This window comes from Kitasatospora sp. NBC_01302 (assembly GCF_035976515.1).
In the GTDB taxonomy this organism is placed as follows: domain Bacteria; phylum Actinomycetota; class Actinomycetes; order Streptomycetales; family Streptomycetaceae; genus Kitasatospora.
Window position 1 is genome coordinate 2,986,437 of the sequence record NZ_CP108404.1, and the last position, 16,405, is coordinate 3,002,841.

The following is a 16,405-nucleotide window of genomic DNA, read 5'->3' on the forward strand; positions in this document are numbered from 1 at the left end:
TCGTGCGCGGACGCGAGCCACGGCTCCACGTCCGGCCGGGTCAGCGGGTCCTCCACCGACGAGTCCGTGAGCGGACGCGCCGGCTCCGGCCCGAAGTCCGGCTCGGCCTGCGGCTCCGCCTCGAACCCGTCCTGCGACTCCGACTCGTGCCCGGGTTCGAGCCACGGCTCCACGTCCGGCCGGGTCAGCGGATCCTCCACCGACGGATCGGTCAGCGGCCGGGCCGGCTCCGGCTCCGGCCCCCTCTTCGCGGCGCCGGCCCCGAACTTGACCGCGCCGGGTATGTCCCCGGTGATCCTGTCCTCGGCCGCGGGCAGGTAGTTGTCCGGGCGCGGACGCGAGCCGCCCTCCATCGGCAGGGTGGCGCCCAGCCGCTCGGTGACCGGTTCGAGCGAACCGTCCTTGGGCCGGCTGAACTTGATCCAGTGACCGCCCGGCACCAGCACCTGGCGGCCGTTGGCGTCGAAGCCGAGCTTCGCCGTGACCACCAGGTCGCCCGCCCCGGGGCCGTCGTGCGTGCCGGGGGTCGGCACCTTCGGGGCGAACCAGACCGGCGCGTCAGCCGCGTAGGCGTCCGCGGTGGCTCCGTGCTTCCACAGCTCGGTCATCACCTCGGCCAGATAGGCCGAGTCGATCCTGCCCAGGTCGCAGGCGACGAACTGCAGCGGCGTGGCACGGTCCCAATCGGCCATCCCCAGCAGCTCGTTCGCCAGCTCGACGGCCGGGATCGGCTCGCCGTTGCGCGTCGGCACACCGTCCCTGGTGTGCATCGCCACCGGCTGGAACCGGTCGTCCGCCGGGAAGTCGGCGAACACCTCGCCGGTCAGCCGCAGTTGCTCCGGGTGCGCGTCCCCGATCCACGCCACCCGCGGCCGCGGCCCCGGCCCTGCGGCGGCGTCGTGCGCCGAGTGGACCGTGCTCCCGCCACCCCAGGCGGCCGCCACCTCCTGGCCGGTGACCCGGCGACCCGGCTGCTTGAGCCCGGCCACCGTCTCCACCAGCCGCTGCCGGTCCGCGGGACTGACCCGGGCATCGTCCGGCGAGCCGTTCAACTTCCGGATGTAGCTGTCCAGTTCATCCTTGCCGACCTGGGCGTCGTGCTTGAGGCCCAGGTCCGCACGGACCACGTCCGCCGCTCGCCGCACGGCCGTCAGCTGCTCGACGGTCAGGCTGTCCACGCCGCCGTGCAGATCGGCCGCCAGCCGGCCCGTCCACCAGGTCCGCAGGCCCGCGGCACGGATCGCCGCGCCCGGCAGCAGCAGGTGGGTGACCTGCGCGGAGCCCGACGCCCCGTGCCCGGCCCCGATCTTCTCCGCCAGCGGCCACAGGTCCTCGCGGCGCTCCACCCGCGTCACGCCCGCCAGGTCGGCCAGCGCGGAGGACAGCTCCTGCGCGTCCGCCCGGTTCACCGCCGGGTTCGGGCCGTTCTCGGCCGGGAACTCGGGATCGCGCTCCTTGGCGCTGACCACTTCGTAGGGCTTGGGGTTGTACGCCTCGTCCGTCTCACCGGCCCGGCGCCCGGTCACCTTGAACGAGCTCCCGGGCTCGACCAGCACCTCCTTCTCGGGAGGCATCACCGAGAACGCCGAGACGTCCCGCCCGGCCCCGGCGCCGCTCAGCTCGATCTCCATCAGGATCCGGTGCGCGGCCGGGTGGGGCTTCGCGGACTGCGTGAAGTTCTTGCCGACGCTCTGCTCGCGGCTGGTGCTCATCAGGTCGTTGTTCTCCAGCGACCTCGCCCTCGAGCCCACGGCCGTGCCGCCGCGGTAGACCGTGCCCTTGACCGGCGGCAGCTGCTTCAGCGCCTCCTTGACCAGCTCGATGTGCTCCCGCATCTCCTTCTCGATGGCGGGCATCAGCCGGTCGGCGATCTCGTCCATCTTCGCCAGGCGTTCGGCCTTCTGCTGGCCCGTCAGCCGGTGCAGCGGCTGCCGCACCAGGTCCCGCAGGTCCGGGTGGTCCTTCAGCACGGCCGGGACGTCCTTGGGGAGCATCCGGAGCACCTTGTGGGCCTCGCTGCGCAGCACCAGCTGGCTCATCCGGCCGGGGGCCCTCATCAGCGGGTTGATCAGCTTGAAGGCCGGACCGGTGTACACCGCCAGCGCCTCGAAGTGCGCCGGAGTCATCGTCCGCAGCACCTCGGCCGCGGTCATCCCGTTGTCCGCCAGCCAGCGGTCCAGCTGATCGATCAGCTCCTGCGTGTCCCGGTCGTGACCAGCCCGGTTGCCGTCCGCGATCGCCTGGAAGGCCGCCCGACGGGCACGCACCTTCGCCAGCGATCCCGAACCCGGCTCACCGAAGCCGGAGTCCGCCGGCGGCAGCGCCGCCAGCTCCTCCTTCAGCTGACGCAGCGACTCCTGCCGACCCTCGTCGTGACCCAGGGCCTCGGCCGCCTCGACGGCCCCGATCCGCGTCTCCAGATCCGCCCTGCGCTCCCGCAGGTTGACCTTGTCGTGGTAGACCACCTCGTGCGGGAGCATGCCGTTCTCGCCCACCTGGGCCCGCAGCTGGTCCGGCGTGATGCCGGGCAGGTGCTGGAGCATGGTGGCCGCGTCGTCCAGCGCGCCCGACGGCAGGTCCAGCTTCTCGCCCGACAGCTCGATGCCCTTGAGGATCTCGTAGACCGAGTGGTCGCCCGGGGTGAGCATCCACCCGAAGAGCGCCAGCGTCATGTCCTTCGGCGAGACCCCCTCGACGTCCAGCACCTTGTAGCCGCCCATCATCTTGGCGGCGGTCGCGGAGAGGCCGGCGATGGTCGACAGGCCCTTGTCGGCGGTCTGCTTGGTCCAGGAGTTCTCCTTGAGCGCCAGCGCGTCGCGGCCCGCGTGCCAGGTGAGCGAGCGCTGCGGCCCCTGCGGGCTCTGCGGGTCCTGCTGCCGGTTCTGGAACTCGGTCTCGCGCGGGCTGAGCGACGCGCCGAGCAGGTCGTAGTCGGACGGCAGGTGGTTGAGGGTCCGCTGGTCGGCGGGGATCACCTTCCGCGCCGAGTTGCTCTTGAGGTACTCCAGGGCCTTGCCCGAGCGGGCCATCGAGGCACCGGTGGCGAACGGGTCCTTCGCGAAGGTGTACTCCCGCTTGCTGGTGAACGTGTTGACGGAAGCGTCCAGCAGCGAGCGGACGTTGCTGTTCAGGAAGTCGCCGTGGGCCTTCAACTCCTGGAGGTTGAGGCCGAGTTGCTCACCCCTCTGCAGGTCGCGGGAGCCGGCCACCTCGACGAGCAGGTTCTTGAGGTTGAACCTGGAGTCGTTGACGTAGGCCGCGTTGTAGAACGCCGTCATCAGCTCGCGCGGGTTGCCGTGGGCGAGCATCTCGGTGAACTCGTCCAGCGTCAGGTGCGTGCCGACCTGGCCGGCCGAGCTCACCGCGTCGTTGAGGAAGACCTTGTAGACCGTCTCCCCGGTCGGGTCCTCGTGGGCCGCCTTCAGCACCTCGAAGAGCCGGGTGACGACCCCGCGCGCCGCCTTCACCGCTTCGGGACGGCCGTAGGCGTAGCCGCCCAGCCGGGTCTCGAACTCCTTGGACTTGGTGACGTACGCCGGGTCCTTGTAGAGCTCGCGGTTGGCGCCGAACGCGACGACACCCTTGAACAGCGTGTCGATCTCGTCCTTGGTGGCCACCTCCCGGTAGCCCTCCGGCACCCCGGACTCCACCACCGGGGCCTTGGCCAGGCCGGAGCTGTACTCCTGCCAGTGGCCGGCGCCGAAGACCACCGGGCGCCCGTCGGCGTCGTAGCCGACGTGCTGCGCCACCACCAGCTCGCCCGCGCCGCCGGTGCGGCTGGGCGCGAACAGGACCGGACCGTTCGCCGCCTTCGCGTCCATGCCCAGCCCGTGCTCGGCGCGCATGGTGTCGACCACGGCATGCACGTACGCCTCGTGGTCGTGGGCCAGCCCACAGGCCACGAAGCGCACCGGGACGGTGTTGTCCCAGCGGTCGTCGAGGTACGCCTGGTGGAGGTCCTCGACCACCTGGGCGACGGAGGCCAGCGGGCCGTCCTTGCCGACCTCCAGGGCGATGACGAAGTGCTCCTTGTCGACCGGGAAGTCGTAGAGCGCCTCCTCCATGCGCGGATTGGCGAGGTCGACGTACGCGAGGTCGGGGAGCCGGCTCTGCGGCTCCTGCCGCTCGTCCGGCCGCTGGGGGGCCTCCTGCCGCGCCGGCGCGGTGCCGTTGAGGATGTCCTCGATCGTGGCGACGCGCCGCTCGCTCTCCGAGGCCTCGACGTGCTCCTCGGCGTGCTGCTGCTCGGTGTGCGGCTCCTCGGCGTGCTGCTGCTCGTTGTGCTGCTCCTCGGTCGGCTCCGCGGATTCGGTGCGCCGCTCGACCGGCCGTTCCTGGTGCGCGAAGACGTCCCCGTCCGCGCGCTCGTGCTCGCGCCAGCGGGCCGTGTCCAGGTCTCCCGGGCCCCACAGCTCGTGGTACTTGTCGAAGAAGTCCGCGCCGTACGTGCGCTTGAGGTCGGCGATCGCCGCCTCGGTGGCGCTGTGGCCCGCGGCCTTCGCCGCCTCGCTCCCGCTGTGCTCCGCGGCGAGGTCCTCGAAGCCCTCGGCCGCGTCCTTGAGCGCGGGCATGACCTCGGTCTCGAAGAGGACATGCGACGTCAACAGGGCGTCGAGGTCCGCCTGGAGGGCCTTCCAGCCCCCCGCGGACTCGGGAGCCCCGAGGTCCCCCGACTGCCGGGACAGCTTCTCGTAGGCCTCGACGGCCTGGCGGACACGGCCCTGGCTGAGGTCACCCGGCCGCCGGAACATCTTCTCGAAGGCTTCGCCGACCCGGCGGACGTGGGCCTGCCGGACCCGCTCACGGCTCCCCGGGGGGAGCCCGCCGCGCGTCGCGGCGTCGCCGGCGGCTGCCTCGGCGTTCCTCGTCATGGCCTGACGGGCGGCCTCGAGGTTCAGCCGGTCGTACAGGCGCTTGGGGTCGGTGAGTTCGGCGATCTTCTTGGCGAGATCAGCCTGGGCGGCAGCGGGGGCCTTGCCTTCGGTACCGGGCTCGGCGGCGGCCCCGTCGGACTCGCCGGGGGCAGTGCTCTTGTCGCGGACGTCGAGTTCGACGACCTCCTCACCGGGCTCGACGGAGACCGTCCTCCGGTCGCCCCTGAGCAGGCTCAGGTGGACGGTGACCTGCTCGTCCAGCTCCTTCGCCAGCTCGCGGCCGACCACGCCGCGCGCCTGGTGGATCTGCAGGTCGGTCAGTCCGAGGGTCTTGGCCAGCTCCGGGACGAGCCGGTCCTGGCCGCCGTCCTTGCCCCAGGTCGAGACGGCCTTCTCGGTGGCCTCGACGGCCCGGCGGATCGCCGCCTCCCGCGTCGCCTGGACGGCGAACTCGTGCGGCAGCCCGTCGGCGTGGGCGGCCAGCGCCCGCGCGAAGTGGCCGGCGGCCGAGCGGGTCGAGCCGGCGATCTCCTCGAAGTCGGCGGAGAGCTTGTCGCGCAGCGACTCCTTGATCAGCTCCAGGCTCTCCTCGGAGAGCTCGGCCTTCTCCGGGAGCTTGACGGAGGCCAGCAGTTCGCTGTCCGTCTCGTCGACGCGCGAACGCCAGGACCGTGCGGTCTCCGTCGTCAGGCGCTCGACCTGGTCCAGCGCCGTCTCGTAGTCGGCCCGCAGGTCGAGGTCGTGATTCAGCCGGGTGAGCATCCCCGCCAGCTCCCGCTGGGCGGCCCTGGCGTTGCCCTCCTGGGCGGCGTCCTCCGGCTTGGCGTACAGCTCGGTGACGGCCTTCTCGGCGTCGTTGCGGAACCGGCCGGACATCTCACGACGGATCTTGGCCAGGGTGGTCGGCGGGATGTCCCTGCGGGCCCCGCCGGTCGGCGCCTCGCCCTCGCCGCCGTCGCCCAGGCGACGGGACGGGGTGCCCCACAGCGTCACCGCGCGGTCGAAGCGCTCCATCGCGACCTGCAGCGCCGCCTCGCGGACACCGGCGAGCCGGGCCAGCCCGTCCAGTTCGGCGAGCACCTGCTCGCGCTCCTCCGGACGAGCCTTCAGCTGCTCGTACATCAGGTTCTTGGCCCGCTGCCGGACCGCCTCGGCGACCCGCTGGTCGACGCCCCCGGGCAGGGTGCGGCCGACGGACTCGCTCAGCTTCGCCTCGGCCTCCGCGTCCGCCGGGGCGGCCGGCTGCTCGCCGTCCTCGGGGCTCGGCGACGGGTTCTTGAGCGCTTCGCGGAGCTTGGCGTCGTACGCGTCCTGCAGGTCGCGCTGCGCCTGCTGCCACTGCTCGGCGCGCTCGTCGACCTCCTTGCGCCGAGCCTCCGGCACGCTCTTGGTGAACTCGGGCGCGGGCGTGTAGTGGTACGAGCGGGTGGGCTCGGGCTGCGGCTGCTGCGGGTCGGGCTGCTCGTTGGTCTCGTGGCCCGGCGGTACCGGGCCCTGGTGCTGCTGCGACGGGTCCGTGTGCCCGGACTGGTTGGGCTGGTCGGACTCGTGGGTCTGCTCGGGCTGCCGAGGCTGGTCGGGCTGGTCGGGCTGGTCGGGCTGGTGGATTCGATACGTCTGCTGCGGCTGGCCGGGCCGGCCGATCTGCTCGGTCACCACCCTCTCGCGGGGCCCGGACGGCACGATGGGCGGGTCGCTGTGGTGGGGTGCGCGGGGCGCAGTGGGCAGCTCGGCCGAGTTCGGCTGCTGCTCGTGGTCCACCGAGGTCTGCGGCCGCTCGGACGCCTTGGGCGGCGCCGGGACCTCGGGCAGCTCCGACGCCTTCGGCTGCTCGGACGGCTTGGGCTCCGACAGCCTGGGCTCCGGCGCCGGTTCGCGATGCGCGGGCGTGGGCGCGGGCGCGGGCGAGTCGGAGGAGGTCATCCGCGGCCGCGCCGGAGCGGGGATCTCGCTCCCGGCGGTGGCCGTCTTCGGCTCGGTGGCCGGCGGCTGCTCGGTCTGCTCGTGCTGCTGCTCCTGCCCGCCCCCGGGCGAGACCGTCGACCGCCGCTGCGGCGCCCCCACCGGCTCCTCGCCGGACGAGTGCGTCGAGCCGGACGAGTGCGTCGGGCCGGCGGAGTAGGTCGGCGGCGCCTCGGCGGGGGTGTACGCCGGCGGCCGCTCGGGGGAGTACGCCGGCAGCTCCTCCTCGGAGCCCGCGGACACCGTCCTCGGCCGGTCGGGCGTGGATGCCGACCCCTTCGCCGCCGTCTCGTCCCCGCCCTCCTGCGTCCTCCTGGGCCGCGGCACAGGGAACGGCGCCGAGTGCCCGGTCAGGTTGCCCAGCAGCGAGATCAGGGTGAGCGGGTGCAGCGGACCGTAGAACTTGCCCGTGGAGCCCTCGTTCTCCTTCTCCAGATAAGCCTTCGCCCAGCTCACGTACTTCTTGCCGAACGTGTGATCGGCCACCACGTGCGCCCCGTGCCCGAGGGCGCCCATGCCGATGCCCGACACGAAGGTCTGCCAGGTGAGCGAGAAGGTGTGGTCGTCGCCGAAGGTGAGGTTGTAGAAGCCCTCGGTCAGGCTGTTGTGCACCCCGCTCTTCAGGTAGTCGCCGAGTGCGGCGCCCAGCTTGAACAGCGGGGTGTTGCCGCCGACCTTGTCGAGCAGGCCGGGCACCTGCTTGGCCAGCGTGTCGATCGCACCGCCGTGCATCCCCGCGTTCTTGAGGACGTCGCGCATCCCGCCGTCCAGGGTGCCGAGCCCCTTGGCCTCGGCGGCCCTGGCCGTGGCCAGCACCTTGCCGAAGTCCTTGCCGAGCTGCTGCGACTCCTCCTTGCCGAGCAGACCGCTGAGGTGCTCCTGGAACACCTTGCCCATCTCGCCCTCGAACTTGGCGAGCGCCTTCTCGTCCAACTTCTCGGCGGCGGACATGAAGTGGGTGCCGAACTCGTGGGAGAAGCGGCCGATCGTCTGGCCCAGCTCACGGCCGAACTTCTGGGCGGCCTCCTTCTCCAGCCAGGCCTCGCCGTCCTTGGTCGCCCGCGACAGGCCTTCGGACATTACGTGGGACACCGACTCGGCGGTCTTCTCCGCCTGGGCGATGGCCGCCTTCTGAGCCGCGGTGGTCTTCTCCGCCGCGGCCTCCGCGGTTTTCTCCGCGGACTGCTCGGCCTTCCGCGCCGCCGTCTGCTGGATCTCCCTGGCCGCGCTGCTCTCGGCCGCATTGGCGGCGTCCTTCTCGACGGTCTTGGCGGCATCGTTGGAGACGGTCTTGAGGCCGTCCTTCTCGACGGTCTTGAGCAGGTCGTTCTCGATGGTCTTGAGCGCGTCCGAGGAGAGCGTCTTGAGCCCGTCCTTGGCGAGTCCGTTCGACAGGTCCTTGAACGCGGTTTCGAGCGCGTCCTTGCCCAGGCTCTTGCCGATCGTGTTCTTGAAGAGCTTGCCCAGCGCGCCGCCGAGCAGGTCGAGCGGTCCGCCGATGAGGCCGTTGAGCGCACCGAACTCCAGTGCCTGGAGGGTGGACTTGGTGTCCCAGTCGCTCCAACTCTTGTGCCCCTCGGCGATCTGCACCATCTGGATGATCGCGTCCAGGCCCACGCCGCCCACGATGCTCAGGAAGGTGTGCATGGCGATCTTGTCGAGCAGCCAGGCGAAGATCTTGCGGATGATCCCTTCCGCGATCAGCTTCTCGGCCACGATCTCGCCCAGAGAGGCGCCGCCGGTGAACGGCGCCCAGGCGATCGCCCAGGCGATCTCGGCCAGCAGCTGGACCAGCTGGGCGATCGTCATCCACTTCGCGTACTCGACCTGGTTGGCGGTGTCGTGCGCGGTCTTCGCCAGGTCGGCGGCCTGCTTGCCGGCCGCGCTGAGGTAGTCGTCGCCACCGCCGTTGCCGATCAGCTGGCCCATGGTCGAGACGAACGCGTCGGCCGCCTGGCCCTCGATCTGGGTGGTGCAGTAGTACACCAACTGGGCTATGTCGTCCCTCAGTTGGGGCATGTCCTGAGAGACGTCGTTGTAGTCGTCGCCCACGGCGCGCAGCTTGTCCTCGTCCGCCTGCGGCCACTGCATGCCGGTCAGGCCCGAAAAGAGCTTGGCGAGCCCGTCCGAGATCTCAATCGACATGCGGGTGGCACTCCTGGTGTGGCGGCAGTGGCGGCAGTGGCGTCGGCGGCGTCGGATCAGGACCCGTTGACGTTGTCCGCCAGGTCCTGATCGGAGCTGTTGAAGAGGTCGGAGGTCGACTTGCCGCTCTGGCGGACCTTCTCGAGCGCGTCACTGACCTGGCCGAGCAGGTCGGTGAGGTCCGAGGTCGGCTGGTCGACCGTCTGGTGGTACTGCTTGCCGATGTCGTCGTTGCCGGCCGAGTCCTTGTTGTACTTGTTGATCTCGTCGACCTTCTTCTGCATCCGCTTGAGGATGTCCGAGGCGTCGCCGAACTTGCTGAATCCCTGCAGGTCCGAGAGGGCGGAGAGCCGGTTAGCCACGGAACTCCTCCTGCCGTCCGTGCTGACGCTCCGCCTGGCCCCTCGCCACGCTGGGGCGCATCGCCTGGAGCGGGGCGAGCAGCTCGTCCAGCTCGGTCCCGCCGGTCATCGAGTTCCGCAGCATCTCGCCGAGGCCCTGGAAGGAACGCATCGACTCGGTGACCTTCGCGCCCATGTCGGCGCGGGCCTCGTTGAGCACGTCGGTGAGGACCTTCGACAGCTCGGCCGGGGCCATAGAGCGGTAGGCGGTGGTGTGGAAGGTGAGCGAGACGACCTGGCCCTGCGCGCCCACCACGGCGGTGACCATCCGGTCCTTGGAGGTGATCGAGGCAGTGCTCGCCTGCAACTCCTTGGTGGCCTCGGCGATCTTGATCTGCTGCTCGCGCAGGTTGGCCATGGTCTGCTCGATCTGCTCCGCGAACGGGGAAACCGCCATCTCGCACCTCTCGATTCGGCGACGCGCATCGGCCCCCGGATTTCCCCGGGGGCCGATGCGCGTCGGCGCACAGCTCGTCATCTGGTACCTACGGCTGTGGCACCGGATGCCGTTCAGCGCCCGATCACACCGCCGATCGTCCCGCTGTCGGTGCCCCAGACCTCTTCCTCCTCGGACAGCCAGGTGGTGCGCTGCCGCTCCTTGTCGTTCTGTCCGGCTCCTGCCCCCGCGCCCGCCCCGCCCGGCGGCATCATCGGCGGCATTCCGGCGCCGCCGGTGGTGGCGACGGAGCGGCCCATCATTTGGGCCTCCTCGGCCTGCTCGCTGGCCGCGGCCCGCTCGGCCTGCGCCTGCTGGGCGGCCTCCTGTGCCGCGATTTCCTTGGGCGAGAGCGTGGCGCCGGAGGCCACCGCCCTGGGACTCAGGGCCATGACGCCCTCGCCGTTGCTGATGCTGCCGGCCGGGAGCGGCCGCGACGAAGTACCGGCGAGTCCGGCACCGAACTCGCCGCCGAGTCCACCACCGAGCCCACTGATGCTCGGCGCGTACGAGTCCCCCGAGAATCCGCCGAGGCCCGAGCTGAGCGGCGAGCTGCCGAAGATCTCGTGCGGGGGCGGCAGGTAACCGATGCCGCCGCCACCACCGAGGTTCGGGTTCAGCGGCGAGATCGAGTCACCCATCGCGTGTTCCTCGTCGGCCAGCAGCTGGCTCTGATCGTCGACCGGGTTGCCGTTGGGGTCGAGGACCTTGCCGTCCTTGTCGATCTTGGCGCCCTTGCCGGCGTACACGCGGTTGCCGTTGCGGTCCAGCACCGGCTTGCCGTCCGGGCCGATCACCATCCCGTTGTCGTCGACGTGCGACCCGGCCGGCACCATGTACGGGCCGCCGCCGAAGGACGAGGCGATCGGCGGACCGATCGTGCTGCCCTTCGGCACGATCTCCGGCTTGCCGTCCGGACCCAGCACCGGCTTGCCGTCCGGGCCGATCACATGACCGTTGGCGTCGATGTGCGAGCCGGGCGGCGCCGTCATACCCGGCAGCGGCTGGCCGTCCGGGCCGAGCAACTGCTGCCGCTGCTGACCGCCGCCGGGGCCGAGGTCGGTGACCGTGGGCGGTGGCGGCGGCATGTGCAGGTTCGGGTTGTTCCCACCGCCACCGCCCGCACCGGGCCCGAGGTCCTTGACGTTGGGGGGCGGCGGCGCGCCGCCGCCGCCGTCACCACCACCGGCTCCACCGCCACCACCTCCGCCGTCGCCACCACCGCCGTCGCCACCACCGGGCGGCGTTATCGCGGTGCCCTTCGGGCTCTGCACCGTGAGCGTCTTGTCGACCGCGCTCTTGACGGCGGTGAAGGCAGGGGCGGCGACCTTCGCGTACGTCGTCACGCCGGCGTCCAGGTTGGTCACGATCGAGTTGATCCAGTAGTTCTTGCCGCTCGTCTCGACCGCGTTGAAGAAGTCCTGGCTGTTGACGGCCTTGCCGTCGAACGTGGTGATCGAGTAGTCGGTCAGGCTGTTCAGCTTGACCGTCGGCTTACCGCCCGTCGTTCCACAGATGGCATCCCGCAGCGCGAGCTTCAGTTGGTAGACGGGGCTGGCGACGGGGTACCACGCGTTGTACGCGTTCTGCAGAGCCAGGAAGCCATTGGGGCCCCGGAGCGCCGTACTGGCAGCGTTGATCGCCGCAACCGGATCGTTGGGCCAGTTGATCTGGTGCTGGAGGTCCCCGAGGGCCGTGCCGAGGCTGTCGAGGTAGGACCTGAGCTCCCCGGCCGCGCTGCCCTGGAAGTCGCTGTCCTCGCTGTCGACCTCCTTGGCCCAGTCACTGATGTACTTCTGCTGGTTCGTAATGAAGGTGCTCACCTTGCCGAAGATCGCGGCGGCCGCGTCGAAGCTCGGCAGACTCGTGCTGCCCAGGGTCTCGTGCGGGCTGTTGACCAGCAGGGGCAGAATGGATCTCGGAAAGCTGACGAATTTGGACCACTTGCTGTTGTCACTCATACCGCTGTCGGACCAGTTGGTGTTGCAGTGGGCCACCACGTAGTAGACCCCGGTGGAGGAACCGGCCGGGACGTAGTCGTCCCGGTGCGGATTGCCGCTCGCCGTGGTGTGGGTCGTGACCTGGAAGGCGTCGGAGAGCCAGTTGACGTCCCACGGGGGCTTGTCCCAGTTCCATGTGGAGGCGTCGACGATGGAGACTCCGTAACCCGTCACCCAGTCGCCGTTGCCGGGCTTGGCCACGTCCCCCCGGTCGACGGAGCCGCCGGCCACGTCGGTACCGGCCAGGCTCTTCATGGTGTCTTCCCAGGCTCCCACGTGTGTTCGACTCCCAGCGCGTTGGATGGTTGATCAGGGATACGGGCCCGTCGCGCGGGTCCGGCTCCGGACCTGCCGTCAGGAGCCGGACCCACGCGACGGGGAGAGTGCCTCAGGGCTTCGGGGGCGGCGTCAGGGGCGAGCCGCCGAGGATCTCGAACATCTGGGCAGCGGTGAGGGCGTCTTCCTCAGCGTTGTTAAGGGTCGTCTTCGCATTGCTGATGGCGGTCGAGAGCGTGGTCATGTCGTTCTTCAGCGCGGTGAACTGCGCGACGATGTTTCCGGCGTAGGCCTTGAACTTGTCCTGCATGGCTTTCGCCTCGACGGAGGTTCCGCCCATCAGCATGGTGTAGTTGCCCAGGCTGTCCTTCCCGGGCGTCGAGCCGTTGGCGTACTCGTTGAGGAGCTGGATCAGCGCCGCTCCGTCCGTGTCGACGGTGCTGTCCCCGTTGAACCGGTGGTACAGCTCCGCGACCGGGCCGTTCGCGTACCCCGTCAGGATGTCGTCTGTGACCTTGAGCGTGTCGCCCATGCCGGCCTACTCAGAAGCCCTGTGCGGCGGCTTGGTCCGCGTACTTCATGGTGTGGTTCATCTGGTCCAGGATCTGGGCGCCCTGGTGGATGTCCTCGTGCATCTGGCCCTCGTTCCCCTGCACCACCTTGAAGAACTCCTCGAACGCGGTACCGGCGGCACCCTGGAACTCCTCGCGGAGCGGGGTGAGCCGCTGGACCAGCTCGTTGAGGTTGCTCTCCATGGTGTGGGCCGCCTGGAGCAGATCTGTGTAGGCCTGGTCGATCGACTCGTGCTGGAGTTGGATGTCAGCCATGGGAATGGGTCCTCGCTGTCACTGGAAGGGAGAGGGGGTGGTCGGCTACCGGAGCAGCGGTCAGCCGTTCAGCGCGCTGTAGACGCCGTCCGAGGCGCCCCAGTTGCCGCCGATCACATGGGCGTCCTCCTCGGCCTTGGTGAGCGTCTTGCTCGCGCCCTGGGTGCTCTCGGAGAGCTGCTGGAAGGCCTGCATGATCTTCTTGTAGCGCGTGACCCAGTCGTTGATCTTGCCCTGGAAGGCGGTGCTCGCGCCGGAGACGTAGTGGGCGGCGATCTCCTCGTTGATCCGCTCGACCGTCTGGCCGGAGCTGATCATCGCGGAGATCTGACCCTCCAGACTCATCAGCGCGTTCTGGATGGACTGGTCGCTCGTCTTCAACATGTTGCCACCGGGCGTGGTCATCGCGGATCTCCTCTGTCGGGGAATCTGTCAGTGATGAGAACGGCCTTGCCGCGCAGGGCGGTTCAGCCGGAACAGCCGTTACCACCGGCCGCCGGGGAGACGATCTGGGCCCCCGACAGCACGCTCGGGTCCAGGCTCGGCCCGCTGGGCAGCAGCGCCAGCAACGCCTGCGGCACCGCCTGGGTCGCCACGGCCGCGTACCCCAGCTGCTTGGCCGCGGCGGCCGAGGGCAGCGGGTACTTCACGCCGTTGTCCGCCACCAGGTACTGGCTCGTCCCGGCCCCCGACCCCGACAGCGCGCGGACCAGCGCGCCCGCGCCGGGCCGCACCGCGATCCTGTCGGCGGCGGCGCAGCCGGGCGCCACGCCGGGCTCGCTGTCCGGCGCCTGGCCGCCGAGCGCGCCGGCGTCCAGCACGGCGACGGAGGTGACGGGGTTGCCGTCGGTGCTCGGGTGCAGGTCGGCGCAGAGCGCCTGGTTCTGGCCGGGGTCGACCAGCGCGGGCGGCTCGGCGGGCAGTCCGCCGGGCAGGCCGGGGCCGGCCGCGGTGTGCGCCGCCAGGTCCGCGGGCCCGATCGGCGCGGGGGTGCCGGCCGAGCCGCCGTAGGCCTTGTCCTGGGTGCGCGGGTCGCCGAGCAGCAGGTCGTACTGGAGCACGGTGAGCGGCACCAGGCCCGCCGAGCTCAGCACGTAGTGGCTGCCGGTCGGGTCGGTGAAGAGCTGGCCGACCTTGGTGGGACGGCCCGCCAGCGTGGGGCCCGCACCGCCGCGCCCGGGGATGTCGGGCGAGGCCAGGTCGGGGCCGGCCGGCAGCGTGCCGAGCATCGCGGCGGTGACCGGGAACGGCGTCGCGGTCGGGTAGCCGAGCGCCTGCAGCGCGCTGTTCTGCTTGTCGACCCGCAGCCGGCGGCCCTGCCAGAGCAGGTAGGTGTTGCCGTCCGGGGCGCTGACCAGCGCGCCCTGACCGGGGGTCAGTGCGGTGCCCTGCTGCGCCGCGGCGATGCTGAGGGCCAGCTGCGGCTTGCTGCTGCCACCGGGGGTGGTGGCGGGCTGCTGGAGGCCGCAGGCCAGCCAGGCGGCCGGCTTCAGCTCGGCCGCCGTCGGCAGCGCGTCCGGCGCGCCGACCAGGCCGACGGGGGCGCCGCGCTGCACGCCGCTCAGCGAGCCCTCGCTCACCTGCTGGAGCGTCATCTGGTCACCCGCCAGCAGCTTGGCGCTGGCCTGGTTGAGCACCGGGTGCAGTACCCCGCCCAGGTAGAGGTAGCGCGCGCCGCTCTCCTCGACCATCACCAGCGCACCGGGCTTCTGCCAGCTGGTGCTGCCGCCGGGCTTCATCACCCCGTAGACGGTCACCACCAGCGCGATCACGATGCCCAGCGCGAGGCCGGTGAGGGCGCCGCGGGTGGTGCGTCCGGTGGGGGTGTCCGGCGCGTCGGGCTCGGCCCGCAGCATGCCGGAGGCGAGCCTGCTCATCACGAACAGGTGAGCCTGCACCTGGTCGCGTCGGGACTGCATCCTGCTTCTCCTCGGGTTCGGCCCTGACTCAACGCACACCCGGCCGGTACGACCAGCCGCTCCAACCAGCCGGTACGACTCAGCCGTTCATCGCCCGCAGCGTGTGGTAGACCCCGCAGGCCAGCAGCGCCAGCGGCAGCAGCGCCACCGCGCTCAGCGTGTGCAGCACGTCCGCGAGCCGCCCCCAGTACGGCAGCAGCCTGCGCCCCGGCACCGTCCACGCCACCACCAACAGCGCCGCGGCCACCGCCAGCAGACCGCCCAGCAGCATCAGCCGCCCGCTCGCCGGCTGGCTCATCGCCAGCTTGACGCCCAGCACCACCACACCGTAGACGCCCGGCAGCAGCACGCTCAGCCGCTGCCGGATGCTGCCGATCGCCCGACCGTGCAGCAGGAGCAGCAGGCTCAGCGCGCCGGCCTGGGCCGGGCCCGCCCAGCCGCGGGTGAAGGCGAGCAGCGTCAGGCTGACCGCGCAGACCGCGCCGATCGCCGTGTACAGCGCCATCAGGTAGTCGTCGGCGATCAGGCTGCGGCTCAGCACCGCGGGGGCCGGGAACGGCTCGATGTTCTCCTGCAGCTCCTCGGCGTTGCGCGGCAGCATCGGCAGCCGCAGGCCGGAGAGCCGGAAGGAGATCGACGGGACGAACGAGCCGACCAGCACGGCCACCACCGCGATGACCGCCATCAGCTGGTCCAGCGACATCCCGGCCAGCACCAGCCCGCCGCCCACCATCCCGAGCAGCGCCACCAGCACCAGGCCCAGGAAGAGCGGCGCGGAGCCGCCGACCGCCGCCAGCGCGAGCACCGAGGCACCGGCCGCGCCCGAGGCCGCCGCCAGCACCCGGGCGCCGAGCAGCACCTCGCCGGTGGGCCCGCTGGGCAGCAGCAGAGCGGCCAGGGTCAGGAACGGGACGGCGGCGGCGCCCAGCGCGGTGCCCGCGGCCGGGTCGGCCATCGCCCGCGCGGCACTGGTCGCGCCGAGCAGGAGCAGCACCGCCGTGGCGGCGGCCACCGCCTCGCGCGGCCCGCTGGCGCCCGGCAGGGCGAGCAGCAGCCAGCCCCCGGCCAGCGCCAGCATGGTCACCGCGAGCGCCAGCCGGTGGGTCAGCGCCGGCCGCCAGCTGTCGCCGCGCTCGTTCATGCCGGTGGCCACGCCGTCCACCAGGTCGTCGAAGTGCACCGGCGGCAGGGCCTCGCGACGCGGGCGCAGGTAGAGCGCGTCGCCGTCGTGCAGCAGATGCGCCTCGGCGCTCTGCTCCTCGTCCAGCGGCTCCTCGCCGAGCCGCTGGAGCACCCAGCCGCCGTGGTCCAGGCCGGCCTCGGCCAGCTCCGGTCCGGCGTGGCCGAGCACGGCCGGCAGCAGGTCGGCCAACGGCACGTCGGCGGGGACGGCGAGTTCGAAGGCCGTCCCCGGTGCGTGGAACCTCAACCGGCACAGCCCGGCGACGGCACTGCTGTTCACGCCACTCCCCACAAGCTCCACGGGGGCCCACTCCACGAAAGGCCCACTCCTCCCAGCTGTACGGGCCGGATGCCGCGACGCGTTCAGCCGGGTTCAAACCTGG

At 71.3% G+C, this 16,405-nt stretch carries 9 protein-coding genes (1 of these 9 running past the window's edge); all 9 read right to left on the reverse strand.

Annotated elements, in window-relative coordinates; translation table 11 throughout:
* On the reverse strand, positions 1-8,981 hold the 5' portion of the coding sequence (locus OG294_RS12265) for a protein-glutamine glutaminase family protein (RefSeq protein WP_327066509.1). Its footprint begins 26,176 nt before the window's first position; the window shows 8,981 of its 35,157 coding nt (coding positions 1-8,981); it begins with the start codon at positions 8,979-8,981; the stop codon falls past the left edge of the window.
* Between the two features lie 56 nt (positions 8,982-9,037).
* Entirely contained in the window at positions 9,038-9,343 is a 306-nt protein-coding gene (locus tag OG294_RS12270) for a hypothetical protein (RefSeq protein ID WP_327066510.1), read from the reverse strand.
* Complete coding sequence (locus OG294_RS12275; RefSeq protein WP_327066511.1) at positions 9,336-9,779, reverse strand: YbaB/EbfC family nucleoid-associated protein; 444 nt, start codon at positions 9,777-9,779, stop codon at positions 9,336-9,338. The genes OG294_RS12270 and OG294_RS12275 overlap by 8 nt, the downstream gene beginning before the upstream one ends.
* 113 nt (positions 9,780-9,892) lie before the next feature.
* Positions 9,893-12,094: a hypothetical protein gene (locus OG294_RS12280; RefSeq protein ID WP_327066512.1), complete on the reverse strand. Its 2,202-nt coding sequence runs from the start codon at positions 12,092-12,094 to the stop codon at positions 9,893-9,895.
* Between the two features lie 112 nt (positions 12,095-12,206).
* Positions 12,207-12,626 (reverse strand): hypothetical protein, encoded by a 420-nt coding sequence (locus OG294_RS12285; protein WP_327066513.1) that lies wholly within the window; start codon positions 12,624-12,626, stop codon positions 12,207-12,209.
* Between the two features lie 10 nt (positions 12,627-12,636).
* Positions 12,637-12,921 (reverse strand): WXG100 family type VII secretion target, encoded by a 285-nt coding sequence (locus tag OG294_RS12290; protein WP_327066514.1) that lies wholly within the window; start codon positions 12,919-12,921, stop codon positions 12,637-12,639.
* 60 nt (positions 12,922-12,981) lie between these two features.
* Complete coding sequence (locus tag OG294_RS12295) at positions 12,982-13,326, reverse strand: hypothetical protein (RefSeq protein WP_327066515.1); 345 nt, start codon at positions 13,324-13,326, stop codon at positions 12,982-12,984.
* A 62-nt stretch (positions 13,327-13,388) separates the two neighbouring features.
* On the reverse strand, positions 13,389-14,840 hold the full coding sequence (gene eccB, locus OG294_RS12300) for a type VII secretion protein EccB (protein WP_327066516.1): 1,452 nt from the start codon (positions 14,838-14,840) through the stop codon (positions 13,389-13,391).
* Positions 14,841-14,919: 79 nt separating this feature from the next.
* Positions 14,920-16,302, reverse strand: a complete 1,383-nt coding sequence (eccD, locus tag OG294_RS12305; RefSeq protein ID WP_327066517.1) for a type VII secretion integral membrane protein EccD — start codon at positions 16,300-16,302, stop codon at positions 14,920-14,922.
* Positions 16,303-16,405: the final 103 nt, after the last annotated feature.

Bases quoted from the DNA above. Each gene is read 5' to 3' on its own strand.
- OG294_RS12275 (WP_327066511.1), bottom strand. From the start codon at position 9,779: ATGGCGGTTTCCCCGTTCGCGGAGCAGATCGAGCAGACCATGGCCAAC.
- OG294_RS12285 (WP_327066513.1), bottom strand. From the start codon at position 12,626: ATGGGCGACACGCTCAAGGTCACAGACGACATCCTGACGGGGTACGCG.
- OG294_RS12290 (WP_327066514.1), bottom strand. From the start codon at position 12,921: ATGGCTGACATCCAACTCCAGCACGAGTCGATCGACCAGGCCTACACA.
- OG294_RS12295 (WP_327066515.1), bottom strand. From the start codon at position 13,326: ATGACCACGCCCGGTGGCAACATGTTGAAGACGAGCGACCAGTCCATC.
- eccB (WP_327066516.1), bottom strand. From the start codon at position 14,840: ATGCAGTCCCGACGCGACCAGGTGCAGGCTCACCTGTTCGTGATGAGC.